The organism is Brevibacterium sp. FME37 (genome assembly GCF_014897485.1).
Classification (GTDB): domain Bacteria; phylum Actinomycetota; class Actinomycetes; order Actinomycetales; family Brevibacteriaceae; genus Brevibacterium.
In genome coordinates this window covers 21868-46710 of the sequence record NZ_JABUYE010000022.1, presented here as the reverse complement: position 1 = coordinate 46710, position 24843 = coordinate 21868, and the positions used below count along the sequence as shown (strand labels likewise).

General features: G+C 58.6%; 26 protein-coding genes. 25 read left to right on the top strand and 1 reads right to left on the bottom strand.

Annotated features, from left to right (window positions below; genetic code table 11):
* The first annotated feature begins 395 nt into the window (after positions 1-395).
* From INT29_RS18600 to INT29_RS18495, 22 genes are all read left to right on the top strand, one after another.
* A complete protein-coding gene (locus INT29_RS18600; protein ID WP_193072937.1) occupies positions 396-1160 on the top strand; it encodes an HNH endonuclease family protein in 765 nt (254 codons plus the stop codon).
* Positions 1161-1324: 164 nt separating this feature from the next.
* Positions 1325-3256, top strand: coding sequence for a hypothetical protein (locus INT29_RS18595; protein WP_193072935.1), 1932 nt, complete (start codon positions 1325-1327; stop codon positions 3254-3256).
* 190 nt (positions 3257-3446) lie between these two features.
* Positions 3447-4205 (top strand): L,D-transpeptidase family protein, encoded by a 759-nt coding sequence (locus INT29_RS18590; protein WP_193072933.1) that lies wholly within the window; start codon positions 3447-3449, stop codon positions 4203-4205.
* A 13-nt stretch (positions 4206-4218) separates the two neighbouring features.
* Complete coding sequence (locus INT29_RS18585; RefSeq protein ID WP_193072925.1) at positions 4219-4896, top strand: hypothetical protein; 678 nt, start codon at positions 4219-4221, stop codon at positions 4894-4896.
* 76 nt (positions 4897-4972) lie between these two features.
* Positions 4973-6163 carry a hypothetical protein gene (locus INT29_RS18580; protein WP_193072922.1) on the top strand — a complete coding sequence of 397 codons (1191 nt, stop codon included), beginning with the start codon at positions 4973-4975 and terminating at the stop codon, positions 6161-6163.
* Positions 6164-6198: 35 nt separating this feature from the next.
* Positions 6199-7218, top strand: coding sequence for a hypothetical protein (locus tag INT29_RS18575; protein ID WP_193072920.1), 1020 nt, complete (start codon positions 6199-6201; stop codon positions 7216-7218).
* An 81-nt stretch (positions 7219-7299) separates the two neighbouring features.
* On the top strand, positions 7300-7581 hold the full coding sequence (locus INT29_RS18570) for a hypothetical protein (RefSeq protein ID WP_193072918.1): 282 nt from the start codon (positions 7300-7302) through the stop codon (positions 7579-7581).
* A gap of 68 nt (positions 7582-7649) precedes the next feature.
* Positions 7650-7853: a hypothetical protein gene (locus tag INT29_RS18565; protein ID WP_193072916.1), complete on the top strand. Its 204-nt coding sequence runs from the start codon at positions 7650-7652 to the stop codon at positions 7851-7853.
* Positions 7854-7866: 13 nt separating this feature from the next.
* Complete coding sequence (locus INT29_RS18560; protein WP_193072914.1) at positions 7867-8250, top strand: hypothetical protein; 384 nt, start codon at positions 7867-7869, stop codon at positions 8248-8250.
* A gap of 272 nt (positions 8251-8522) precedes the next feature.
* Positions 8523-9710, top strand: coding sequence for a hypothetical protein (locus INT29_RS18555; protein WP_193072911.1), 1188 nt, complete (start codon positions 8523-8525; stop codon positions 9708-9710).
* Positions 9711-10072: 362 nt separating this feature from the next.
* On the top strand, positions 10073-11071 hold the full coding sequence (locus INT29_RS18550) for a hypothetical protein (protein WP_193072909.1): 999 nt from the start codon (positions 10073-10075) through the stop codon (positions 11069-11071).
* 14 nt (positions 11072-11085) lie between these two features.
* The gene (locus INT29_RS18545; RefSeq protein WP_193072906.1) at positions 11086-11493 is read left to right on the top strand and encodes a hypothetical protein; all 408 of its coding nucleotides are present in this window, start codon (positions 11086-11088) and stop codon (positions 11491-11493) included.
* A gap of 145 nt (positions 11494-11638) precedes the next feature.
* On the top strand, positions 11639-11932 hold the full coding sequence (locus tag INT29_RS18540) for a hypothetical protein (RefSeq protein ID WP_193072903.1): 294 nt from the start codon (positions 11639-11641) through the stop codon (positions 11930-11932).
* Positions 11933-11937: 5 nt separating this feature from the next.
* A complete protein-coding gene (locus tag INT29_RS18535; RefSeq protein WP_193072900.1) occupies positions 11938-12318 on the top strand; it encodes a hypothetical protein in 381 nt (126 codons plus the stop codon).
* Positions 12315-12905, top strand: a complete 591-nt coding sequence (locus tag INT29_RS18530; RefSeq protein ID WP_193072897.1) for a hypothetical protein — start codon at positions 12315-12317, stop codon at positions 12903-12905. The genes INT29_RS18535 and INT29_RS18530 overlap by 4 nt, the downstream gene beginning before the upstream one ends.
* Complete coding sequence (locus INT29_RS18525) at positions 12892-13956, top strand: hypothetical protein (protein WP_193072894.1); 1065 nt, start codon at positions 12892-12894, stop codon at positions 13954-13956. Before INT29_RS18530 ends, INT29_RS18525 begins: the two co-directional genes overlap by 14 nt.
* Positions 13957-13959: 3 nt before the next feature.
* Positions 13960-14409 carry a hypothetical protein gene (locus INT29_RS18520; RefSeq protein WP_193072891.1) on the top strand — a complete coding sequence of 150 codons (450 nt, stop codon included), beginning with the start codon at positions 13960-13962 and terminating at the stop codon, positions 14407-14409.
* A complete protein-coding gene (locus tag INT29_RS18515) occupies positions 14409-14891 on the top strand; it encodes an HNH endonuclease (protein ID WP_226831578.1) in 483 nt (160 codons plus the stop codon). Before INT29_RS18520 ends, INT29_RS18515 begins: the two co-directional genes overlap by 1 nt.
* 45 nt (positions 14892-14936) lie before the next feature.
* Complete coding sequence (locus INT29_RS20700; protein ID WP_193072888.1) at positions 14937-18371, top strand: M23 family metallopeptidase; 3435 nt, start codon at positions 14937-14939, stop codon at positions 18369-18371.
* A complete protein-coding gene (locus tag INT29_RS18505) occupies positions 18346-19017 on the top strand; it encodes a hypothetical protein (RefSeq protein ID WP_193072886.1) in 672 nt (223 codons plus the stop codon). The genes INT29_RS20700 and INT29_RS18505 overlap by 26 nt, the downstream gene beginning before the upstream one ends.
* A complete protein-coding gene (locus tag INT29_RS18500) occupies positions 19014-19637 on the top strand; it encodes a hypothetical protein (protein ID WP_193072884.1) in 624 nt (207 codons plus the stop codon). The genes INT29_RS18505 and INT29_RS18500 overlap by 4 nt, the downstream gene beginning before the upstream one ends.
* Positions 19638-20005: 368 nt before the next feature.
* Positions 20006-20455, top strand: coding sequence for a hypothetical protein (locus INT29_RS18495; protein ID WP_193072882.1), 450 nt, complete (start codon positions 20006-20008; stop codon positions 20453-20455).
* Between the two features lie 6 nt (positions 20456-20461).
* On the opposite strand, the gene INT29_RS18490 is transcribed toward INT29_RS18495, so the two are convergent.
* Positions 20462-22099 (bottom strand): glycoside hydrolase domain-containing protein, encoded by a 1638-nt coding sequence (locus INT29_RS18490; protein WP_193072880.1) that lies wholly within the window; start codon positions 22097-22099, stop codon positions 20462-20464.
* Positions 22100-22371: 272 nt separating this feature from the next.
* On the opposite strand from INT29_RS18490, the gene INT29_RS18485 reads away from it, so the two are divergent.
* The 3 genes from INT29_RS18485 (at position 22372) to INT29_RS18475 (ending at position 24840) form a co-directional block, all read left to right on the top strand.
* The gene (locus INT29_RS18485) at positions 22372-23472 is read left to right on the top strand and encodes a hypothetical protein (protein ID WP_193072878.1); all 1101 of its coding nucleotides are present in this window, start codon (positions 22372-22374) and stop codon (positions 23470-23472) included.
* A 90-nt stretch (positions 23473-23562) separates the two neighbouring features.
* Complete coding sequence (locus tag INT29_RS18480) at positions 23563-23910, top strand: hypothetical protein (RefSeq protein ID WP_143924337.1); 348 nt, start codon at positions 23563-23565, stop codon at positions 23908-23910.
* Positions 23911-23985: 75 nt separating this feature from the next.
* The gene (locus INT29_RS18475; protein ID WP_193072876.1) at positions 23986-24840 is read left to right on the top strand and encodes a hypothetical protein; all 855 of its coding nucleotides are present in this window, start codon (positions 23986-23988) and stop codon (positions 24838-24840) included.
* Positions 24841-24843: the final 3 nt, after the last annotated feature.

The following is a 24843-nucleotide window of genomic DNA, read 5'->3' as shown; positions in this document are numbered from 1 at the left end:
CGCGGCAACGGAGCCGGAATCATGGGCAACCAGCTACCCATGAAAAATCGAGGCTAGGTCCGATATCCGGTGAGGGTCCCCCAGGTGGCGGTGTACTGAATTCCCGTGCGTTCTGATCGCGCTGGCTAGTGATGGCCCGCATGAGGGCTCCGAGTTGGACTGATCCGTGCCTGCGTTTGAAGCTAGCCAACCAGGCTTGGGCTTTTGCCGGCGAATAGTTCAGTCGTCCCATGATCAGCCTCAATGCCTGATCGTCACTGAGTTCGGTGGTGACGCTGACCATCACATGCCCCTTTCGTTTTTCCTCTAGACAATCATGTTCGTCAATAGGTTCTCCAGGCATCACTGACAACTGACGTGGGGACCCATTCAGTCTCCCCACGTCAGTGGCCAGTATGAGAAAAGCAATCTTCACCCTCGTCGCCGCGGCCATCGCCGCATTCTTCCTCTACACGAACGTCGTCGACACTGACTCCACGAAGGCCGCCGATGAAGCCGCACCGGCCGGCCCTTCGGTCTCTGTCGAACTCAATGACCTCATCGGATCGGACGGTACAGCCACCATCGGCACCGTTGACCGGCAGAAGGCCACCGCCCTTATCGCATCGCTGGAGACCAAGGAAGCCTCATCGATGGGCGGCTACGATCGTGTCCCTCAGTACGGAAACTGGCTGACCGGTGATGATTCGTCAGATCCATCGTTTTGTGGCGACACGCGAAACGACATCCTCAACCGAGACTTCGACGACGTCACCTATTCCCACGACGATGATTGCCAAGTAGCCACCGGCACACTTGATGACCCTTACACCGGTGAGACCATCGATTTCACTCGCGGCCCGTCGACCTCCTCAGAGGTTCAGATCGAACACATCGTGGCACTCGGGTACACCTATCGCATGGGCGCCAAAGATTGGTCCCAGGACAAGCGCGAAGCAATCGCGAATGATCCCGACAACCTCATCGCCGTCGACGGTCCGGCCAACCAGGCGAAATCCGACCTCGGGCCCGAAGACTGGATGCCCACCGACTCAGGCAACCCCGCCTACGACTGCACATTCGTTGCCAGGTACGCATTCGTCGCCGACAAGTACGAACTACCTGTGACACCGGCAGATCGCCAGGCCATGACGTCGACGATCGAGACCTGTGAGAACTGACAAAGCCGGTTGTCTTCAAACACTACCGAGGAGTAGACAGATTCCTTTCACCCTTCGACTGCGACGAAAATCGGCGCATAGACAGTAGTAGTGGCTTCAGCGCCGCTATGTCATGACAGAACGGCAACCCTAGCTTGGGCTGCTAAGTGAAAGGTTAAAACTGAATGAGCACACCCCTCAAGACCACAGCACGACGGGCTGGCATCATCGCTGCCGCCTCGGTCGTGCTGGCTGGCACAGCCTTCTCCGGGCCCGCCATGGCTGCCAAAGGAGAATTCAAGGGCGACCCCAGCTTCACCGGAGTCACGACCAATGAAGAGACCGACCAGCAGGGCGAGAAGGAAAACGCCACAATGTTCGGGGCCTACCTCCCCTCAGTCGGAACTCTTGAAGGTCTGCGCGCCTGGTGCATGGACGCCGGACTCGATTGGCCTTACGCCGACGGCTACTCCCCCAAGGACGTCAGCTCCGAGAAGGACCCAGAGCTGGCCTACATCCTGGCAAAGTGGGACAAGGAGCGCGGTGACAAAGCCGAGCAGATGTCCTATGACATGGCGATCTCCGAGCACGTACACGGCTCGAAGAACCTCAACCATCGCGATATTTTGAAGGCCCGCAAGGTCTCGGAAGTCGCGGGCGGAATTGGCTGGGACATGACGTCGAAGAACGTCAAGGCAGTAGGCAAGTCGACGTTTGAGAATTCGGTCCTTCCGGATGCAGTCAAATACTCAAAGACGATGAGCTCCGAGGCGCAGAAGTACGCCGGCAACGGTCAGTACACGGTGAAGGTTGACGTGACGAAGGACAAGGACGGGGCCACCGGAAAGGCTGAGGTGTCCCTCGTGAACTCCGACGGTGTCAATGTCCCAGGCTTCACCGGAAAGATCTCGGTCGATGGTGGCAAGGCCGAGTCGGCGACTGTGAAGTCTGCGACCAAACCGACGACGATCGATCTGGATCTCGACAAGGGTAAGGCGGTCAAAGTCAACGCATCCTTTGATTCTCTGCCCAGCTCCTCGGTGAACGTCCACAAGCCCAAGGACTATGACGCAAAGGACTACGACCGCTACTCGTTGCAGCAGGTCGTGACCAAGCAGACAGCGGCCGCTGAGGCCGCAGACACTCTGGACGCGAACTCGAGCCCGAAGGTGACAACGAACATCTCTGATGAGTCCTTCATCGGAGGTGACGATGTCTATGACAACTTCACAATCTCGGGCCTGGCTGAAGGACAGAAGGTCGACGTCGAGCACAAGCTCTGGGCCTCGAAGACCAAACCCAAGCTTTCTGATGAGGTGCCTGCCGATGCCAAGGAACTTGGCACTGTCATCTCCAAGAACGTCGGAAATGGTGACCACAAATCGGCAACCGTGACCTTGCCCGATAATTACGCCGGATATGTCGTGTGGACTGAGAGCATCAAGCCAAACGACAACAACGAAGGCTGGGAGGGTAAGTACGGTATCTCGGAGGAGACCGGCTTCTCGAAATACCAGCCGACGGTGAAGACTCAGGCTTCTGAGAGCACAGTCGATTCCCTGCCAGCCAAGGTCCACGACACCGGCACAATTGAAGACTGCGCCCCTGGCTCTGAGATCACGATCAAGACGGAGACCTACTTCGAGTCTGATGGCGTCATCGAACAGTCGAAGGAAGTTCCGGCTGACGCGAAGAAGGTCGATGAAGTCACACAGAAGGTTGAGTGCGACGACGATGGCACCGCCACCTACGAGACGACTCCTCTGGAAATAGACAAAGACGCGATCAAGTCCGGTGAGAAGGGTGCTTTGGCGTTTGTCGTCTCGGGCGAAGAGAACGAGTTCAACACTGAGTTCGCCGATGACTACGGCGTGCCTAGTGAGGTTGTCTCGATCGAACTCCCCACTCCGCAGAAGCCGGAAGCTCCGAAGCCTGAGACTCCCGATGCTCCGGCACCCGAAGACCACGAGGTCAAGACCGGTGCACATGCTGAGGCAGAAGGAGGAATGAACGTCGGCCTCATCGGTGGCGGCCTGGCTGGCCTTCTGGCAGCCGCTGGTGCTTCCACCTGGGCCCTGGTTCGGCGCAACCGCAATAAGGCTGACAACGAGAGCTGAGTGATTTTTCGCTTCAGCGTTGTCACCTCGCACGACTCACCTCTGGGGTTCATCGATCATGGTGGACCCCAGAGGTGTCTGTGCGGCTTGTCGTCTTCTCGAATTGCCGCACGTGTGTTTGGTGTCCATCGAACACGGACCTGACCAGGAGGTATATAAAGTGATCAGCACACGATCCATTGCAAAAACCATGACTCGAACGGCCACAGTTGCCGCGACTGCCGCTGTCGCGTCGACAATGCTCATGGGGGCTGGACCGGCTCAGGCAGTCGGGCTTGGCGGCAGCACCGCTGACCATCCGAAGAGGGTCGAAACGGGCTTTACGCTCTCGGGCAAGGACATCACCGATCGAACCCCACATAAGCCGAAAGATCTGGGCAGCAAATGCAAGGTGCCATCAGGAGCTAAGGCTAAGAAGGTCATCTACGTCAACGGCACAGGCGGGGCTAACGCCACCGTTCAAGCCTGTGAGAAGTGGGAGGGCAACTACTACGAAGCTCACAAAGCCAAAGGCCACGTTGGCTACAACGGGATCGCGGCCAAGAACAAAAAGCGTGAAGGTGATGGCAAGACACCATCGGGCGTCTTCGACATGGGCTACGGATTCGGAGTCAAGGCTGAACCGAAACAGTTCGGTGGCAGCAAATATGTCAAGGTCACCAAGGATCATGTGTGGGTCGATGGCAATGCCACGAAGGGCTACAACACTCTCAAGCGGAAGTCCGACGGTTACAAGGGCGAGTCGATGTACCAGACACCGGCCTACAACTATGGCCAGGTCGTGAACTACAACCCGAAGAACACTCCCGGCAAGGGCTCGGGAATCTTCCTCCACGTCAACACCGGCAGCGGCAAAACAGCCGGATGCGTCTCAGTGTCCCAGTCGGCGATGTTGACCCTGTTGGACTGGGAAGGCTCCGACTCGGCCCAGATGGCAATCGTGAAGTAAGGAGCACAATCTGATGTCTGATCAATCTCGGTCCACGCGACGGCGCCGATGGGTGCCGTGGGTTATCACTGCGCTCATCGTGGCTCTGTTGGCCGCAAGCGGCTACCTGGTTTTCTCCGGACTCAATCCTGGTTCGAAGTATTCGGCAGCCGAAGCCAAGGAGCCTAAGATCGTCCTCGATGATCCGCCGTCGCAGACCGAGATTGATCAGATGGATCCTCAACCTGCCAGCGGCGACCTCAGGGTCCCCGCGGTGGACATGTCGACTGATCTGAAGACGATGAACGAAGTCGGCGGAGTCATCAACCCGCCCGAGCTCTACCCCGCATTTGTCATCAATGGCCGTGCCACGCCGAAAACCCCCGAGGACGGCACGACGATCATCGCCTTGCACTCGGTCCAAGGCGCTACATTGCCAGGCAACAAGCTCATCAACGTGGCAGCCGGAACCCCCGCGGTGAGTGCGGGCCAAGAAGTCATTGCGCAAGACCGCAGTTTCACCATCGACAAGGCATATTCGGTGACGAAGTCTGATATCTCCGACGAGGAGGATGTGTGGTCAGACGAGCCGGGCAAGCTCGTCATTCTCACCTGTTTGCAGCGCACAGCGGGCAAATCGGTCGAAAACGTCATCATCATCGCTCACTCAAACGAATTGATCGAGTCTGACTCGAGTACTTCCTCCGACTGATCTGAGCTCACATTGAGCACCGACCGTCTAACTCGGACGGTCGGTGCTCTCTGCCATTGCCGCACGTAGTGAGAGTATGAGCAACCTCAATCGCGTACAGGCAGGCATCCCCGAAGGTGGGCAATTCTCAGAAGCTGCGAAGTCACGTCCGCAGGCTTTGGCAGAGCTCTCTGCGAGCCTGGCTGTGGCCGCCGCCGACGTTGACGAGATGGACTTCGATGACGACATGGACGGGTTCTCGGTACGTGAGGACATCGGACTCGACCGTCTCTCTGGCGCCGACCGGAATGCAGCAGCCCAGTTCCTCTCTGACGAAGACGGGTTCCGCCAACGTCGGATCCGCATGAAGTCTGCCGCCGATGCAATGGCCAACATCGACTCACGGGTGAGGACCGTTCGTATCAGCATCGATGAACCCGACATAGGACTGTCCAATGCCACAGTCGTGCACGCGTTCAATGACCGTGGCGAAGACTTGGGAATCGATGTCGGACAAAAGCAACGCTTCAACGCCGAGTTTGCTCATGCCGGTTTCGATGCTGAGGAGGTCCACACTTCGGTAGGAGAGTACGTGAGAGGACCGTCCCCGTTTCATCGGGCCGACGAGGGCAACCAGCACACGTTCTTGGTCACTCGCACACGCGAGCTCGACGACCTGCCGGACCAGTCGGCCATCAACCGAACGGAGAAAGTCTCAGCAGACCTGTGCAGCCGGCTGGAGGACCCAGAGTCCGCATTCGCCTACCAATCAACTGATGCCGGAGAAAACACCTATCTCGTCCACTCCTCAACTGGCGGCCAGGTGACCACAGAGTTCGTTGATTTAGACACCACCGGGGACGACGCAGACCTGACAAATCAGGAGGTCATCAGCCAAGGACAATCGATTCGCGATCGCCTCGACACGATCAGGTCTACCGGAGTCACCGCGACACAGCGTGCGGAATATCAGGCACTTACCGGGCGCCTTTCAATCCTTCGCGAGAAGATGGAAACCGACTACTCGACAATCCTCAGCCCTGCGAGGACGCCGAACAAGGACGGTTATGAGGCTGGTGACGAAATCGCGCGAGGAGATGGGGCGACCTTCGAGATCAGCGACATCGATTCCAGCGGAACGATTACGGCAGTCGGCAATACGATCGACTCCCCTGCGGGACCCCAGACGTTCAAGCCTCACGAGGTGAGCCTGGACCGTTCATGGGTCCAACGCTCAGCACGCCAACATTCGATCAAGCACTTCGGAGTGCCGCAAGATGAGGGCTGAGACCAACTTGCGCTATCGCCGCACGTAGTGAGGGTATGAGCAATCTCAATCGCGTACAGGCAGGCATCCCCGAGGGTGGGCAATTCTCTGAGGCCGCGAAGTCGCGTCCGGACTTACCACCACTGGATGAGAACCTGGCCCAAACGTGGTCTCAGGAATACGTGCCCTCAGTCAATGCTGATGCTTCGATGGACTCGTTGGAGGACTCGATTGCCCAGATGAGCGATGAGCAGCGCCGTGAGCTCTTGGAGACTGAGGAACAGGCCCTGGATTCGACTGATCCTGAGGAGCTGACCGAACTAGCCTCTCATCCATCGCCTCTGGTGCGTGGCGCCGTCGCTGCCAATGAGTCGATGGATGAGCGGGCGCTGGTGACGATGCGCGATGACCCGGACCCGTTCGTGAGGGTCTCAGCGCTGGAGAACCCGAACATGAGCGACCACGCCGTCATCCAATACGCGAAGACTCGAGCCGGTGACGATGAGCTGCGAGCCTGCCTGACCGGGCGCGAGGACAACGCTGCTGTCGCAGCAGCGGTGGCTGCCAACTCCAGGACTCCACCAGAGACGCTGTCGCAGTTGGCCTCTGTTCGAGACGACACTGTTCAGGCCGAGATCGCGGCTAACCCCTCTGCGAGACCTGAGGCGCTGAACTATCTCTCCGCCCACTCCAACCCGGCCATTCGAGCAGCTGTGGCAGCGAACCCGAATGTACCCGCGAGAACGTTCGGCACTCTGGAACGCGAAGGAGATCCCAACGTTGCCGGAGTCATCGATGCACAGCGCCGCAACCATAGCTCAGCCTTTTACGACGGCAGAGACGTCTACGAAGCCAAAGCCTGGAACAAGGACCAGAAGGCCTACCGCAAGCATGTGAAGAAGATGGCCAAGCGGGGCCTCGATGAGAAGGGTCAGCCTCTCCCTCAGTCACAGCTGGGCAAGGGCCGGCGTCGTGGTGGAAGGCTGGGACGTCGCGTTGTCTCCTACTGGGTGCTGCGTGGCTCCTATGACATTCTGCGCGGCAGCGTGAGGGCAACCATGCGCATGTTCAAGTAATAGACACGAACCACGACAGGTTCCCACTCCTGGTGAAAGTGAGAAACACGAGCCCATCATCCGAAAGGAGAAAGAGATCTCATGTCGTGCACGCCGAAACCAATCCGCAGGCAGAACAAGATACTCACCGCCCAGGTGCGAAAGCATCAACGCCGAAACCCGAAGGCATTGGTGGTCTTGCTTGATGAAAGTTGGACCATGTTCAACGGCTATGGCGCTGCACACGTGGAGAAGATGATGCGAGAGAGCCGACGTAGCGATGATCACCAGTCGAATCGCCGCGCACCGTCACCGATCGTCCAGCGGCTGACCGATTTGCCCCAGGGGATTCTCGACTCGCTGCGCGAGCAGGGCAACGCATAGCACCAGGTCAGGTTCCCAATTCTGATTGGGATAAGAACTATCCCTCTCACAAGTTCAAGGAGAAGATTATGCCCACCTGTCACAACTGCGACCGGGTGTACGAGCCCAACGGCATCACCCGGCATCGGATGGCTCATCAGCGTCGCGGCGAAACCGTGATTGTGACCATGCACTCCGGCACATGGGAGTACCCACCGCTGCCGGCAGCCCAGCCGGATTCAGCCTCTATTGCCGATGCCAACATGTCCCAGAGTTCACCGCACGCGAAATGAAGAGGTGCTCCACATGTACGCGCCAACAATCGTCCTCTCCCAAGGGCGGGCCGGGAATGGCTACTGGCAACAGCAGTGGGAAGAAACCGTTAGGCAAGCCACCGATTTGAACGCAATTCTTCCGGCGCTCGGCCTCGCCGCTACTGTCGTTGTCTTCCTCATCTTCTTTCTGCCGCGCATTGACTCTGGTGGCGGTCCGCAAGTGATCTTCGCGTTTTACGCGCCTGCGGTCGGCCTCTTCGCCGCCTACCTGACATACACCGTGGAACCGCTTTACCAATTCGGGTGGATCATCGGACTTGTCGTGCTCATCGGCTCCGCGATCATCGCACTTGTGAGCGTCATCGCTGATCGTCGTGAGACCAAAGATTTGGCACGAGGCAATCACGACGGGTAAAGACTCCGCCCAGCCGTTCCTGGGCCCATGCCTGTCGGGAGATGAGAAATCCGGCAGCACAGTCGACATCAGTGTCCCTCTGGCCTGGAGTCGCTGTCAGCGCATAGCAAGAAGTGAAGGTCCAACACATGTATACGAGGAGTCCCATGCCCCATGTCGTCCAACCCCGCGCCCAGACTACCCGCCTATCTGTGGTCACAATTTCGGCTGCCGCGATCCTTGGTATGTCAGTCCTAACCCAAGTTCCTGCCCATGCAGCAGATACGGCACACGTGCCTGCTGCACCTGCACAGTTGGCGCAAGCACAAGCCGACCAGGCTCTTGAGATCAGCCCTCAATCACTGAGCCCCGAAGACTTCACCAACTCCGCCGAGGGAGTGTCCATGAAGCTGACAGGCTGCGAACCAAAAGCCGATGTCACTTTCACAATCGCCCGCGCTGAAGATCCGAAGGTCCCGCTGCTGGAGGAGACAGTGCCAACCAACGACATCGGCAACGCCGCACTGAAAATCTCCGCCAGTCAGGGTGAGAACGAACTTTCTGCGTTCGTCGGCGACTACACCGTCACAGCAGCGTGTGGGGATACTTCCCAAACAGGAACGTTCACTGTCACTGAGGCCGACATCGCCGTTGGTCTCGATATCGAGCCAGCCACAGTCTCGGCAACGGACTTCACTGACGAGGACTTGGCGCCGGTCATGACAATCTCCGGTTGCGCACCGGAGAAAGGGGCCCACATTATCGTCAGTCCAGCCGACGATCTCGACGTCAAAGCCTTTGAAACCGATGTCGCGATCGACGACCAGGGCACCGGTGCGGTCAGCATCTTCGCACTCGAATCCGAGGACCCCAACCTCTACGTCGGCAAATACAGTGTTCGAGCTACGTGCGGCGACGGCTCAGCCACCGGCACATTCACTGTCACCGAGGTCGAAGACCCCAGCAGCAACGCCGATCAAGACGACTCAGCCGACGCTGGGGGTGACGACGGCGATCAAGGTGCGGAGAAGGATTCAGCAGCAACCACCGACGCTTCAGATGATGCCTCTGGCGCCAATGACGATGCATCAGGAAAGGACGGGACTGATGAGACGGGGGCCGATGCAGACTCATCATCAGATGGAGGCGAGCCTCCAGCCCCCGGCGAGGATGACAGCGACGAAGGCGACAGTGATCCCAGACCGGATGAGACCACAGACGAAGATTCTGGCTCAGCGGGCGCAATTGCCTCGGCGACGTCAGACGGTGCCAGCACCTCGAGCTCATCCAGTGATGGTTCAAACACATCAGTTGATAGCACTTCGGCCGATACAAGGGGCGACGATGAGACAGACAAGTCAGCGACTTCCACGCTGCCTTTCACTGGTGCCAGTCTCACCGGGCTCATCGCCGGACTAGTTCTCGTCGTTGGTGGCACGATGACTATTTTGTTGACGCTTCGTCGGAGTAAGAAGGACTAACGAGCCACCAGAGAACCCCACGACAATGAGATTTGAAGGGCGGCGCGTGTACTCCCATGCACGGGTCGCCCTTCCTCTCCGTCTGGCCCGCAAACCACCCGAGCGTGAGCCATGCCACAGGCCCATATCAGTAGTCGGTGAAGGATGGTTCGCGTTTCGAAAGCAAGGAGCGCGGGCTGTCCTTCTTCCAATTTATGCGCAACCACGACTGGCAGCGTTCTCTATAGCTGGTACGGGCGGCCAATCCAGTGTTCTCCTACCCTTGGCCGTCCGCCTCTCCCATCACCGCCCACCTTGTGTGCCCGGCACGCCGCACGAGGTGGGCGGTGGTGTATCTTCACGTTGCCGCACGTAGTGAGGGTATGAGCAATCTCAACCGCGTCCAGTCCGGTATCCCCGAAGGCGGCCAGTTCGCCGAGTCAACGAAGGCTCGACCCAGCATTGATGGCCTCGGCGGATTCTATGATTCCTTTACCGACGACCCACCCGAGCTCACGATCGATGACTTCGAGGAGCCCGAGCCACCAGCCCGCCATATCGCCAGCGACTCGGAGTCAATGGCTGGCACCGTCTTGCCCGGCAAACACCCCGACAATCCCAGTGCCATCGACTTGCCCGGATTCGTCCATCCGCGCACCCGCAACGCCTTCTTCGACGCCCGGTGGGCCTCTGACAGCGGTGAAGACAGGCAGTCAGCGGCTCAGCATCTGAAGTCCCGGCTCCCGAGCCTTACTGACCAGGATCGCCAGGAGGTCCTGAATCGCTACCTGGAGGCCGGCGACAATGGCGAGCCAGGCGAGGACGAGGAGATCATTGCTCAGGCCGTTGAAGACAATGACACTGCAATGGGCATTCTCAATGTCTCTCGGCGACCTTTCAATCCGGGTGGAGTCAGGGTCTCCGACAACCGGTACGGGTATCAGTCTCCCGCGATGTATGGGAGCCGATACGAGCAGGGCATGTCGACGACTGAGGCGGCCAAGGCTATCCGGGCCGACATCAAAGACGCCAAGACGACTGGATACCTGCCCAACGACCTCACCTACAGTGTGCGTAAGTCCAGCGCATCGGCCATGAGCATTGAGGTCCAAGGTCTCACCAACGACCAGATCTATGCACCCGCCGACGACATGGAACCGGCCTATCTTGGCAGGCGCCACCGCCCGGAAGCAGCCGAACTGAAGGACCGCATCGACCGGATCTCCAACTCGTATCGAATGGACGAGTCAGACTCCATGACCGACTACTTCGAGACGAATTTCTACGCCTTCTCACGGATCGAAGACGAGGACGATGCCCGATTCCGGCAACGCGAAAAGGAGCGTCAAGCGGCGAATCGCCCGACCAAGGCAGGCAGATAAGGCACAATGGAAATGTGCAGAATCGAATTGGCTCAGGAGTCCCCGATGGTGGTCAGTACGCCGAGACTGCCAAAACACGCCCCAACGTCAGTGGTTTCAGCCTGGACGGCGAAGAAGACTTCGGCCCTGATGATGGACCGACGCGTGATTTTCTCGACGCCGGACTTGCTGCTGGACGCCTGCCGATCGGTCCGTCATATTCGGTCTCACAGATCCTCACCCGCTCAGGCCAATCCGAGGTCGTGACGATCAGGAACATGCCCGCCCCGTTCGCCCCGACACCATCGCCGTCACTGGGTCGAGAGTACTCCCCCGAGACATCGGCAGCCGTTGAACACTGTAGCGCCCGGTCAAGCGTGAGAGTCATGACTGGTCCGCGCGAGAGACTGCGCCGAGAGCTCATCACCGCCCGCCGATCCTGACCTCACTCACACCAATCCGGCCTTCTTCCAGGAGGCCGGATTTTTATTCCCTCCATACATTCGAACATTCAAGCTGATATCCGATTCTGCTTGCATTAGTTGTCGTTTTGAGTAGCCACGGGCATAGGCGTCCTCTGTATGGAGTATGACAACGAACCCCACCAATACCTCCACGAAGATCACCGTCGATGCCGGCGATCTGCTCAACCTCATGACCACCTCCTACGCTGCCAACGATGCCGTAACCAACTGGCGTGCAACGAACGGGCCAGTCTTCCCCGTCATCAAAGCCCTGGCAGATTCGCACAAGTCGTCGATGAACCTACTGGACTCACTATCGGAGAGCATCGATGCCGGGCACCAAGACAACGCCCTTGCGGTACTACGGGCCTCGAACTCTGATGAACCATCCGCTGACGTCGCCGGGGCCAGGCGGTGAGGCGGATGGTCCTCGAATCTCCGTTCGCTGGTGATACCCCGACGAACTTGGCCTACGCCAGGGCGGCGATGCGCGACTCGCTCATGCGCGGAGAGGCGCCGTTCGCCTCCCACATGCTCTATACCCAGCCAGGTGTCCTCGACGATTCCAAGGAATACGAGCGCGGAGTGGGCATCGAGGCGAATCTCGAATGGATGGCCGGAGCTCAAGGTGTTGCCGTCTACGTCGATCGCGGGATCACACCCGGCATGAGCCTGGGTATCAAGGCCGCCATTCGGGCAGGACTCGACGTCGAAGAACGCAGCCTTCCCGCCTGGTGCGACCACGTAGCCACAGACGGCCTTGACCCCAATCAACCAGTCCGAAAGGAACACGTATCGTCATGAACTCCTCCAAGAACAAGGGCGACCGCGGCGAGCGTGAAGTCCTCGCTCTCTTCGAGGCCCGGCTTGCCGATCACCTCGTTCCCGGTGCGCAACGCGGGAAGAATGCTGGCCAACCCCATGATCGCGGTGACCTCTTCGTCCTCGACGGATTCGCCGTCCAAGTCAAGTACTTCAAGGCCTCCAACCTCGGTGGTGCCGTGAGGCAGGCCGCCTATGGAGCCGCCGCGCAGGCTGCCAATGGTTTCAAGGACTACGGCGTCGGGATGTCGATCATCGAAGGAGCTCGCAAAGACAGTGTGCGAGTCCTTGCTTCCTACACCCCTGACATGGCCTTGGTCATACCTGGTGTCGATCCTGTCGCCGACTTCGGAACCATCTCGAAACTCAAGGCCTGGATTGCCGACGACGTCGGACCACACGGTTACCGAACCCACCCCCGCCGAAACCGGTGGGCAACGCTGACCAGCGACCCGGTGACGATCGTGGGCACATTCGAAGCCTTCGAGGCCTCGTATCGGGCCCTGACTGAGTCCCACACCCTGCCGATGCCCACACACGCAAAAGGAGACACCCTTGAATTTGTATAGCGCCACCCGCCAAGACCTGTCGGCCGATGCCCCACGCAGGCAATTCCTTCTGCGTGCCGACGATTGGGCACTCCTCCCCCGTGACCCGGTGACGACATCGAAGCTCTACATGGCCTTCCACGAGGCCTCGGGCATCGATCACGAAGAGCTGATGACTTCGCCGATGTCGAAGCTGCCTCTGCCCTTCTTCCATCCCCACCTCATTCACCCCGGCGATGACTATGACATCCGCAAACGGTTCAGACACATCAACGCCTCGTTCATGTGGCATCCGATCATGTGGTTGCCGACGGAACTCACCAAACCCCGGTTCTCAGAAAATGACAACGGTTACGTCGATGCCATCGAAGACAGCGAATCGGCGATGGTGCGCATCTTCCTCGAACTCTCGGCAGCGGGCATATATGACACAGCAACCGGTGGCTGGCTCGATGTGCTCGGACTCTACGGACTCGATTCAACCGATGAACGCACGCACTCGCGAGTTGCTGCCTGGCTGGCAGGTGAGGCAGATCCAGTGCTCGACTCCATCGACCTCAGCCCGTACTTCGCCTACCCCGAAGCCCAGGACTGGGCGCTGCTAACGACGACCGAGATCCGCGAACCTCTGTTGGGTGCTTCCTACTACAGGGTGGCCGAGGACTCACTGACCATCCTCGATGTGTTCTCAGACCCCGTCCGCTACAAAGACCCGGCCCACAACGGGGACTCGCTCACCCCGTTGCGTACTGAGGTGACGTCACTGCTGAAGATGGCCGAGGTGATGTATCGCAGTGTCGATGCCTCCGACTTCAACCTGCCAGAGGGCTACACCACGATGGTCGACGTGCTGAGCGAGCATCGGGCGAAGGTCGAGAACTTCTCCGGCACCCATGACGGGTTCATCAACGAGATCATGCCAGACCTGACCGACCTGTTCACCGAGATTCGGACAGAGTATGTCGGGTTCCTTCGCGTCCTCCTCGACATCATCCACGCCTACGAAGACCTCGGCGATCCCAGTGATCCGGCCTGGGCAGAGACCAAAACCGATACCAGCGAAGAGGAATGAAAAATGAACGACTTCGAACAGATCACCTCCGAAGACGGCGAGATCATGCTCTACATCGGACAGAGCAACACCGTTGGGGCAAGCCCACGACTTTCCATCGTCGCCCACGACCCCGAAACCGGAGCGCCATATCTGGCAGCCCATCTGCCCTGTGAATGCATGGCGACAAGGTGCCTCGGAATTGTTCACTGGTTCCGTCTGGCCGATCACACGACAGGGCTCCGACTCCTCGGAACTGGTATGCACACCGACATCGCGCTCGAGGCAACATCGATCGGAGGATTCGCCATCGAGATTATCGACTCATCGCCCTTGGACATCATCGATGAGCGCGAAGACGACGACGACTTCTGGGTTCCCATTCCCGACGACCAAAAGAACGTCTTGTCCCGACTGAGGTCACTGCCCAACGTAAAGAAGTGGCTGGCAGACCACCCCACTGAGGACGAGTAATGGATCTCGACATCGATGCTCTCATCGACCGAGCCGGTAGCCTCATCGACGTCATTGGAACGGCGATGACCTGGTTGTCAGCACACACGATGGCAACACTCCTCCTGGTGGCCGTTCTCGCCGTGATCATCTTTGCCCGAACGATGGCACGGCGAACGTCGACGACTGACCCCACCCGGCTCTTCACTTCCGACCAACGCCGAGAGGGAATGGTCCGGGCCGAGAACCGGTGCGAGATGCCGAAATTCTTCGGCCTTAAACGGTGCCGGCGCCGAGCCGAACACGGTGACCACTTCTTCCCCTGGTCACGCGGTGGGGCAACGACGATGGACAACTATGTCGCCGCGTGCGCCAAATGCAATCTCGCCAAGTCCAACCATGTGCCCACCCGTCTCACGACTTTCCTTATTGCCATGCGTCGACGCCGCTACTTCCCCGACGGCATCCCGATCCGGCCGGGCCAGCGATATCAGGGGGTTTGAGCACTGCAACGATTTTCGGCGCATAGACAAGGTTGAGGGGGAATTTTGACCAACGACGACAAGACGACGAATGGGCCGCCAACACCCGCGCTTGGGCCGACTTCAAGCGGCTCGGGCGATAGCGGTCGCCTGTTTGCGCCCACTGACTCCGAACGCGCCAAGCGCAAGCAGGCTGCTCTCGACGAAGAGGCTGCGAATCGGCAGGAATCAACCGGCCCAGAGGGTTCTGCTCCCTCGACCCCAGCCCGCCCTGCCTACGATTCGCAGAAGACAACCGATGGCTTACGAAAAGCTGCCGGTGCCGCGGAATCCTCTCCTCTGCCGTCCAGCGAGGACAAGACTCGAAGCCTCAACGACTTAGCAGACAACATCGATCAGGCTCAGGCCACGGGCGGCAAACTCAATACGAAGGATCCAGACGCCACTGGTATCGACAAGGTCACCGACAGCATTGGTGAAGGACTTGCCACAGGCACCGGTGCCATCAGCGATCTCGCCTCCGCCGACGCCAAATCGGGAGAGGGCAAGACCCCCTCGACGCCCGATGGTCTGAGCCCGAAGAAGACCAACTCCTCGACCCCCGATGCCAAGCCATCAACGAGCTCGCCTGGACCCGATTCCTCCCCCGCTGACAAGTCGCCGGATCGCTCAGGTGCCACCAATCCACTTGGCAAAGGCGAGAAGTCCGTCGATGCTCATGTCATCGGCACTGCCGATACCGCCATCGATCAGGCCCTAGACGACCCCGCAAAGGGTTTGGGCGGACCTGCTGGCCGCATGGCTTCAGCCACCGGGATGACGAAGTGGAACCCGAAGACATCGGCAGGCAAGGCAGCTAAGTCTGATATCTCCACGGTCGCCAAAGAAACTGCGCGCGGAGCCTACGACGGCGCCAAGACCGGTAAGGGCGAGCTGACGACCATCGGCGTCAAAGCCAGCGTCGGTGCGCTCAAAGGCGTTTTCAAGACCCGGACGTTTAAGAACACCCTCAAGGTCGGGATCTTCGGCCTCGCCGGTGCAGGTGCTCTGGCACTCATCGCCGGTTTCATGGCTCTGACCATGCTCACAACGTCACTGAAGTCGATCGGTGATTCAACCCTGGGCGAATTCGCCTTCGGCACATATGAGAACTACCAACGGGCCATCTCTGGTGACGCTGCTGGAGCCGGTGTCGAGCAGGTCAAAGACACAGGCGTCTTCGCCTACAAGGGCGGCAAATGGGTCAAAGGCAAGATCAAGGACAAGGTCGACGAGACATCGACTACTGTCACGGAATCCATCCACGACCACGCCAGAAGTGTGGGCAACAAAGCCGTGCACATGTTCGACGGCAAGGGCCAGGATATTGAATTCTCGCTGGGCATGTCGATCATCGACAAGTACTGGGCCAAGCCAGAAACTGCTGATGTGCCCAGCGGCGATGACGACGGCTCTGACGACAGCGACGATTCCGGCGATGAGGACACCAAGACTGTCGAGCCTCAAAGCTTTGATCCCACAAATATTGCTGCAACGACTCTGAGTCAATCACCGACATCGGCTCCCCTTGCAGTCCCCGTCGCAGCCAAGAGCGATGATGAGATCACTGGAACGCTGAGTTACGACGTTGATCTGGAGAAGGTCGAATCCCTCGGCGCCGATAAAGGCGATCTCGTCAACGATGCTGCCTTCGAAACGTTCATGGCCGAGGTCGTAGCCAAAGAGATCAAGCAGAACACCAAGAAGCCGGGACTCATCGCTACCTTGTCCCACGGCGCACACCGCGATGGCAAGGGCAAAGGCTACATTCCTGACACCGCCCGAGATGAGAACGCTTCAATGGTCGATGTCTACACCAACGCGGTGAAGAAGCTGCCGCTGACTGGCATCGAGGACACTGCCGAGACCTTGGTCAAGAATGCCCAGAACTGGTGGTTCGGCGTCGACTGCGAGCCTCCAGGAGGCGGGTCGGGCTCCGGTGACGGTGGATCATTTGATGGCAAGGGTGTGCCGAAGAAGGCAATCCCGTGGATCGAGAAGGCAGCCGCATCCTCGAAGGCGAAGATCCCTGCCGCATTCTTCGCCTACATCATGGACCGCGAAACCGACTTCCGTCCCGACATCTTCGCCAGCGACAGCAACGGCGGCACATGGGGTCTCTTCCAGATCAATGAGGCCATCTGGACGGAAATCTACGGGGGCGGATTCTCCACCGACAAGAACAACAACGGCACCTGGGACGTCAAAGAACCCCTCATCCACTCCGAATACGGGGCGAAGTATTTCGACAAGCGATTGGCCACAGTCCGCGGTATGCGCAAAGCCAATCCGGGCGCCGCTTACACGAAAGACCTCACAGAGCTCGAAGCGTTGATGATTGCCCACAACTCCGGTGAGGGCAATCTGCAGAAATACCCCGATCTGCCCGCAGTAACGATGAGCTATCTCTCTGAGTTCCGCAAGAAATTCAAGGAATACGGCGGTGGCGAGCCCGGTGGGAAGTCCGACGGAGGCAACGCTGACACTGTCGCCGATGAGCCAGGAGATTCCGGTGATGACTCGGGCAGCGACGGCGGCGAGTCCTCGGGCAAGCTGGTCAAGCCTCAGGGCAAGCACCCCAAAACCTCTGACCGCAAGGCCCGCTGGGGCAAGTTCCACGCAGGCACCGACTACGGAATGCCCATCGGCACCGACCTGCCGGCCATGTTCGATGGCACAGTGACCTTCTCCGGGTGGATGAACGGCTACGGCAACTACACGATCGTGAAGGGAACGTGGAAGGGCGAAACCCTTGGCTACGCCTATGCCCACCAGGACAAGCAGAACGTCAAAGTCGGTGACAAGGTTCAGGCTGGCGACATCATCGGAGTCTCCGGCAACACCGGCATCGGCACTGGCCCGCACCTGCATTTGGAGTTGCGCACCAGTGAGTTCACAGGCCCAGGTCGAGAGCACAACACTGCCGATGCTGACGAGTTCCTCAACTCCAACGGTGCCAAGGTCGGCGGGAACAAGCCCAAGCCCGACAATGGAGGCGCTGACAACGCCGCCTGCGAGACAGCGGGCAAAGAGCCTGGCGATAAGGCCACGAGCGGGGATCTCAGCAATGAGGAGTGCCCACGAATTGAGAAACAGATCGAAGGCGCCCAGCCCGGCATTATCCGTCTCGCACGAGCCATCTGTGGTGAGTTCGACGAAAAGGAACTGAAGTCCTTCGGCGGTGTGCGCAAATCATCGTGGATCGGCAACAAATCCGACCACTACACCGGCAACGCCCTTGACATCATGATCAACGACTCCGGCAAGAATGACGCCGAGCTCGGCGACCGAGTGGCGAAGTATCTGCAACAAAACGCCAAGGAGCTGAACATGAAGTACGTCATCTGGGATCAGAAGATCTGGTATCCGGGCAAGGCCCCTGATGACTGGAAACAGATGGAAGACCGCGGATCGCCAACACAGAATCATAAGGACCATGTTCACTTCTCACTCAAGCACTAAGCGCCTACCTCTGACAGCCGCTGCGAGTCTCATGGGACTGACGTTGGCACTGGCCGGATGCCAGTCCGGCGATGACGACACACTCTCACGAGACCCCGGCGCACCGGAACAGGCCACGCAGGCCCAACCTGGAAACGAAGAACCCACTGGTGAGACAGAAGAGGAGACACCGGTTTCGATTACGCCCGCCGTGGTCAAGAAGCTCAGCACAGATGAGACCAAGGCCGCCGAGCAGGCGATCGGCTGCCTCTACACCTTCAATGGGGCGAAGCAGCATTCGGTCTCCGATGCTGTGGGCAATTGCACGCAGCTCATGACTGGTGACCTCAAGGGCCAGTTCTCATCCATGGGCGCCGTCGTTCCCACAGTGCCTGAGAGCTTTGACTGGGACGAAGTCATCGGTCATGAGGGGCAAGTGACCGGCATCGAAGCAACCGCCGTCGGTGATGGTGGGGAGCTCGGTGAAGGCGCGGCGAAGAACCTCAAGATGCCGACCTTCGATCTCACCCTTGAAATCGAGGGCTCAGAGACGACCGAGGTTACGTTCATGCTCGACCTGGCCATCAGCCGCGGCAAGGACAAGCAGCCGTGGAAAGTCGACCACTTTGACGCTTATGACAACACCGATGGACAAGGACAGCTATGAACCTCAAGACAAGCCTCATCGTCATCGGCATTCCAGCGGCTATCATCGCAATCATCGTTGCTGCCTTCCTCGTTTTCTCAGGCCCCGAGGCCGACGAAGACGATGCCGGCCCGGCTCCCACTCCAATCTCTGAAGGCGACGTCGAAGAGGAGGCGACACCGGCACCCGAGGAGACTCAGGATCCGGCCAGTGCTGAAGAAGACGCGGTTCAAGAGGTCGCCAAAGACTTCACTCGCGCCTACGTGAGCCTGTCATACGAAGACGATTCTCCGAATCCGTGGGTGGATGCCATCAAAGAGTTCTCGACTTCGAAGTTCTATGACTCCCGCACCAAAGGTGTCGATCCCGATGATGGTGGGACGATGGTCAGCGAAATGGAACGTCGCCATATGAGCGAGTTCCCGGAGTTCGATAACACTTACGTCCAGAAGGACGATGCGAAGACCTACCGGGTCTATGTCCAATATCAGCTGGTCAACGAGTCCGATGGCGGCCGCTTCCTCACAGGCGACTTCTCAGTCGTCACCGTGGTCAAGTCTGGTGACAAATGGCTGGTCGACGGTGAGGGCACGAGCGAAGAGGCCCAGAAGGGCTTCTTTGATCAAGGCCATGATCACTGACGTTCTTGGCTCACAACGCGTCATCGCACTGCCGAACCGGCACCGGTCGCCCACCAGGCCCTCGCCCACGACAAAATGAGTACAGTGGACTCATTATGCAGTACAGAGCAATGGCACTAAGTTTCACCGCACTCGCATGTGTATCAACCCTCTTGGCTGGGTGCACCCCGGAACCCAACGGGCCTCCCGTCAAAGGAGAAGAATCGAGTGAGGAGCGGACCTACTCGAAGTCCTCCAAAGACACGCCAGCGTCACGGACTCCTAAGAATGCGTGCTCTCAGTCAGGCGACGGCCTGAGAGAGCCCGTCTGGACTGACAGCAGCAGCGTCAATGTCAACATCTCCCCTGTATTCGCCGGGTCTCCAAATATGGATGAGGTGTCGTATGACGACACTCGCTCGGACGGATGGGACAACTACTCGCACGAATTCGACCCGAACCGCCTGATCCTTGTCGCGCTGAAGAGTTCAAGCCTCCCATTGAAAGCCGACGACCTGACAAGGTTTGCATTCCAACCCATCCACCGAGATGGAGCACACACTGTTTGTGAGGACGCACTCGACACCACTGTGCGATTCATCGGCAATCGCGACGCCGGCAACAATCAGGAGGCGTCAGTGTGGGAGATTACGTCCGACGAAGAGTTCTATCGCGAACCTGAATTCGGAAAAGTGAGCCTCACCATCCGACAAGCCCGTATCGAAGGGATGCCCGACCGGTACGTAAAGCGTCAGCAGAAAGTCGAAAGCGGGGACCCTGGCACGCCAAAGAGAGCCCCCGCTTTCGATGACCTCAAGTTCTACTATCAGAACCGCTAGGCACGACTACCTAGACATACGAGTCCACAGTTTCCCGTTGGCAGGATTGCGGATGAGTTGGTCGGCGCCGACTGTTTCGCTTGTACCGTCATCGTCGTCGACCAGCATGACGTCGATCTCATTGAACTGGTCGATTGCCCAGTTATCTGGCATTGGCTGTCCGAGATTTCCAGTCCATCCGTACGACAGGTTGCCGACGAAGCTCGCCGAGGCCAAGCCTTTGTCGTGAAGTTCGTTGCACACAGCTCTGGGACCATAAACACCTACCGGGTTACTGCCCAGAGCTGTTGATTCAGCATTGAGCTCCTCGAAGTACGGCACGATGAGATCCGCAATCGTGGATCCGAAAGCGTCGAAATCAACTGCATAGAAGATGGTCACGTCGCCCGGCATCCCGAGTGCGTCAGCCCTAGTGTGAGCCAGTTGTGCGTCTGTGGTCCCTCTCCCCGGAATGAAATAGTCGGGGCCATTGGCTGAGGTTTGCCATATTGGAGCGATACCGAAGCCGATGATCATGCCGGTGTCGGGGTCCTCAACGGTCATCTCAAGAAGCTGGTCGATCTCCTCGAGAGTCATCTCCTTATCGAGCACCGGGTCCGGAGCGTTTTGCATATACCGGCCAACGAACGAGATGTGCATCGAACTCAGCGCCGCATCGTCATTCGAGAACGTGTCGGTCTTGTCTTCCAACCGAGTCGCAAGATCGATTCCCATCACGTGCTCTCCAGGCTCGGCGATGATGTCGTCGAAGCCGCGCGACTGATTTCCGTGGCTAATGAAAAGAGCCGTGATCATGTCTTCCGTCGCCACTCCTTCCCCAATAACGTTGAGGCGCATAAAGCTCGCGAACTGATACAGGGTCCTCTCCAAATCGATCCAGTTTGGAGACTGCACATTCACGAAATCGAATCCGTTCAAGTAAAGGCCATAAGTCAAGACATCAGCCCAAACGCCTGAAGAATCGTCCTGCTCTGTCATGACAGACGGGATCTCAGCCTGAGTGTTGTCGCCCCAATACCCGTCTGGATTCTTGATGCCTGAAATGAGCTGTACGGCGCTGATCAATGCTCGCGTCATCTGTGGCGTGACAATACCGTCGGCTGGCGCGAGTCCGAGCTGCGGCTGATATCCGGGTCCGTTTAGGCGCCTCTGGATGGTCCGAATTTCGGTGTCCCCACCTGAGACGAGGACGTACGCGTCCTGACTGCACAGCCCCTTCCAGATTTCGTCGGTGATCACTGGGTTGCCGTAGTCGTTTTCAGTTGCGTGATAATTTGCGTCATCGCACATCGTCCGCAGCGCCTCTACAGTGAGGTCGGAGAAGTGGCCGAACTCTCCCGTCCCAACAGCCGGAGCGTTGTAGCCTTTCACCCGCAGTGCTGACTGCGCGATGGAAATGAATGTCTGGTCTTCACTGGTCGGTGGCGTGAGGTCGGGCACGGCAGCCTTGAGGTCATTGCCGAAGACGCCATCAACGTCAGTGCCGGAGAATCCGAGCTCCAGTTGCAAGCCACGAATGATGCCTCGGATAGTCCCCCACCCAGCGATTCCATCCTCGTCGAGGCTCTCCCACTCTGAGTTCGAACCAAAAACGCTGTTCAACCAAGCTTGAATCTCTTGTACGTCGTCGCGCCCATCAGCCATGACGATCACGTTCCTCTCAATTTGAGCTTGTGACTAGACGAACCCCCTTGGCCTGGAATCTGGCGCGTGAAATTCGAATGTATAAGCCTATGTTCGGTTTTAGACACCATTTCAGCGCTTTTGATTTGAGTCAAGACCTCGGATGAAGGACATCTCCGACAGCAGGCTCACCACCGTGTATAGCCGCCCTGACCCCGGCATCAGGGCCAATTCTGACGCGAAGCTACCGGCGTCCTGTGACGGATTGTCATTTTGCCGCACGTATACCGGGCATGAGCACTTTCACAACCAACCGTGTCCAGGCTGGTATCCCCGAAGGCGGCCAGTTCGCGCAATCGGCCCGGTCACGTCCTGATGTCTCCGATCTCATTGTCGACACCGATGACGACGGTGATGCTGGCCAGCCTCTGACCAACGATCACCTCTCCCATGTTGAGAAGCCGGTCAACTACCTCTGGAACCGCTACGGCGCCTCTTCGTCGAACCCGGACTACACGCGCGAGGAGATGATGCAGAACTCCTACGTCAAGGTCATGGAATCCATTGCTGATGGCAAGCGTGCGAAGAATCCAAAGGCGTATGTGACGAAGCTGGTGAAGAACTGTTTTGCCGAGGCTTTCCGCAACGGGTCTGACTACCGCACGATCAAGACCCGTTCGGAGATCGACGCCAGGTCAGCGGCAATGTCTCAGAACTTGGGCCGCAGTCTTCGCCCGTCAGAAGTCGATCGCATTACCGAAGAGGTCCGGGCCTCGAAAGACAAGCATGATCGCCCCAGTAAGGACCGCCTGGCGCGGTCGAAGATGACAGTCTCAGCCACAGATGACATCACCCTGGTCGCCGAGCTCAATTCCGCGAACGTGGACTCAGCCGAAGAGGCCTACTTCACCAGTGAGGCACCGGAGGTCGCAGGATCTGAGGCATTGCTGAGCGAGGCTGAGGAACGAGGGATGCACAACGCCTACGGTCTGCGCCGTAAAGCTTCCACTGCAATTCTTGCCCACCACGGGGCGCCGGCAGTCGTTCCCAACTCGGTGAAGTCCCACCGCCGCAACGCTGCTCGTAAAGTTCTCGAGTCCCAGGGAATCCACGAGGCGATGCAGGACCACAACAACGGCTATTCCACTGATGGCACCCAGGCGCTCTTCACTCCCTGGTCAGGCCGCAACACCCTGTCAGTCGACCAGAAGGATGCGATCGTCGATGCTCTTTCAACCGGTGACGGCGAGTACGCCTGGGATTTGTGGACAGGCAGCGCAGCTGTCTCTGACACGGCCACGAACAACAAAGACGAAGGTGTGAAAACCAAGCCGAAGGCGTCAACTCACGATGCGCAGGCCCAAGATCCTCAGCCCTCGTTCGCGTGGTTCTAGGCAGTATCGAGACTGCGACGAAAATCGGCGCATAGACAGTAGTAGAGGCATCAAAGCCTGGTCCTCGTACGCGAAAGTTAGGAAAGAACAGTGACCCCCTCAGAACCCGTCATCATGGCAGCAGAACTCAACCTCCGAGGCAACTGGGACACCATCTGGTCAGCCATCTCCGGAGACTCTGATGTCACCAAGCTGCTTGGCATCTTCGGCACCATCATCGTCATCGCAGCCATTGTCGGCTTCATCTGGGCCAAGCGCCGCGGTGATGGTGGCGGTGGTGGCGGTGGAAACGCTCATCAGGGCCGGACGAAGTTCCTCATCGGCGCACTCGTCGTCGGCACCCTCATGGCCGCACCGTCGGTGATCCTTCCACTTGCTCTGGGTGTGGCTGACCTCGTCGGCAATGTCGGTATCCGCCTGTTCGAAAAGATCTTCTGACCGCGCAGGCAGGACCAGGCAAGCCCTTGCCCATGTGGGCAAGGGCTGACGAGGAGAAAATGGAGGTGATTGCTGATGGCCAGTACAGATGAGAAGAAGACGTATCCGATCATCTTCACTCTCACCGACCTCACGGGCAAGGAAGCACAGACTGGGCGAACAACGGTCATGTGGGGAACAGAAGTACCTCGCCGCTACGTCTACCTGGCCGTCGCTGGCTTCTTCCCCGGCATCATTGCCATGGCGATCACTGCCCCCCTCCTCGGGGTATACGCGTTTGGCGCATTTGCCTTCGTCATCGTCTCCATCATCGTCATGGTCGAGTGGCGGTCCCGCACCGGATTGAAGCAGCGGTTGTACAAGACGGTCTACGACTCAGTGACAGCCATTGAGAACGAGTTCATCCTGTGCGGAAAGCGCATCCCCGTCGCCGCCTACTCCCCCGGCGTCATCTACCGTTCGACTGTCGTTACTGATGTAGGCAACCGGGAGATGAACAAGGCCTCATCTATGCCTGGGCTCGGTTCGGGAGACATCGATGAGGTCCACGACATCTTCTCTGATCTTGTCGGCGACGAGGATGCTCAGTCCATCACTCGGCGCAGCACCGAATTGCCCCACTTCAAGGCGACTCCTCCTGCCAAGCCTCGCAAGTTCGGGCGACGAAACCCTCATGCCCCCAACGCCGACGAGGTCGAAATGGCCGCGGTCGCCGGCCACCTCACAGTCTCTGAAGTCAGTGACCCCGGCTTCGATGGGCTCGAGCTCGACGGCCCGTTGCCGGAGCTGTCGGCCGACACGGAGACACCCGATCCCCCGCCACGGAAGAAGCGCGGGAAGGCCAAGAAGACCTCAACCTCGGCACCCGCCACTCCCCCAGGCACAACCGATCTCGGACGTGTCGACGACGCTCTTGAAGGGTTCCTGTAAGTT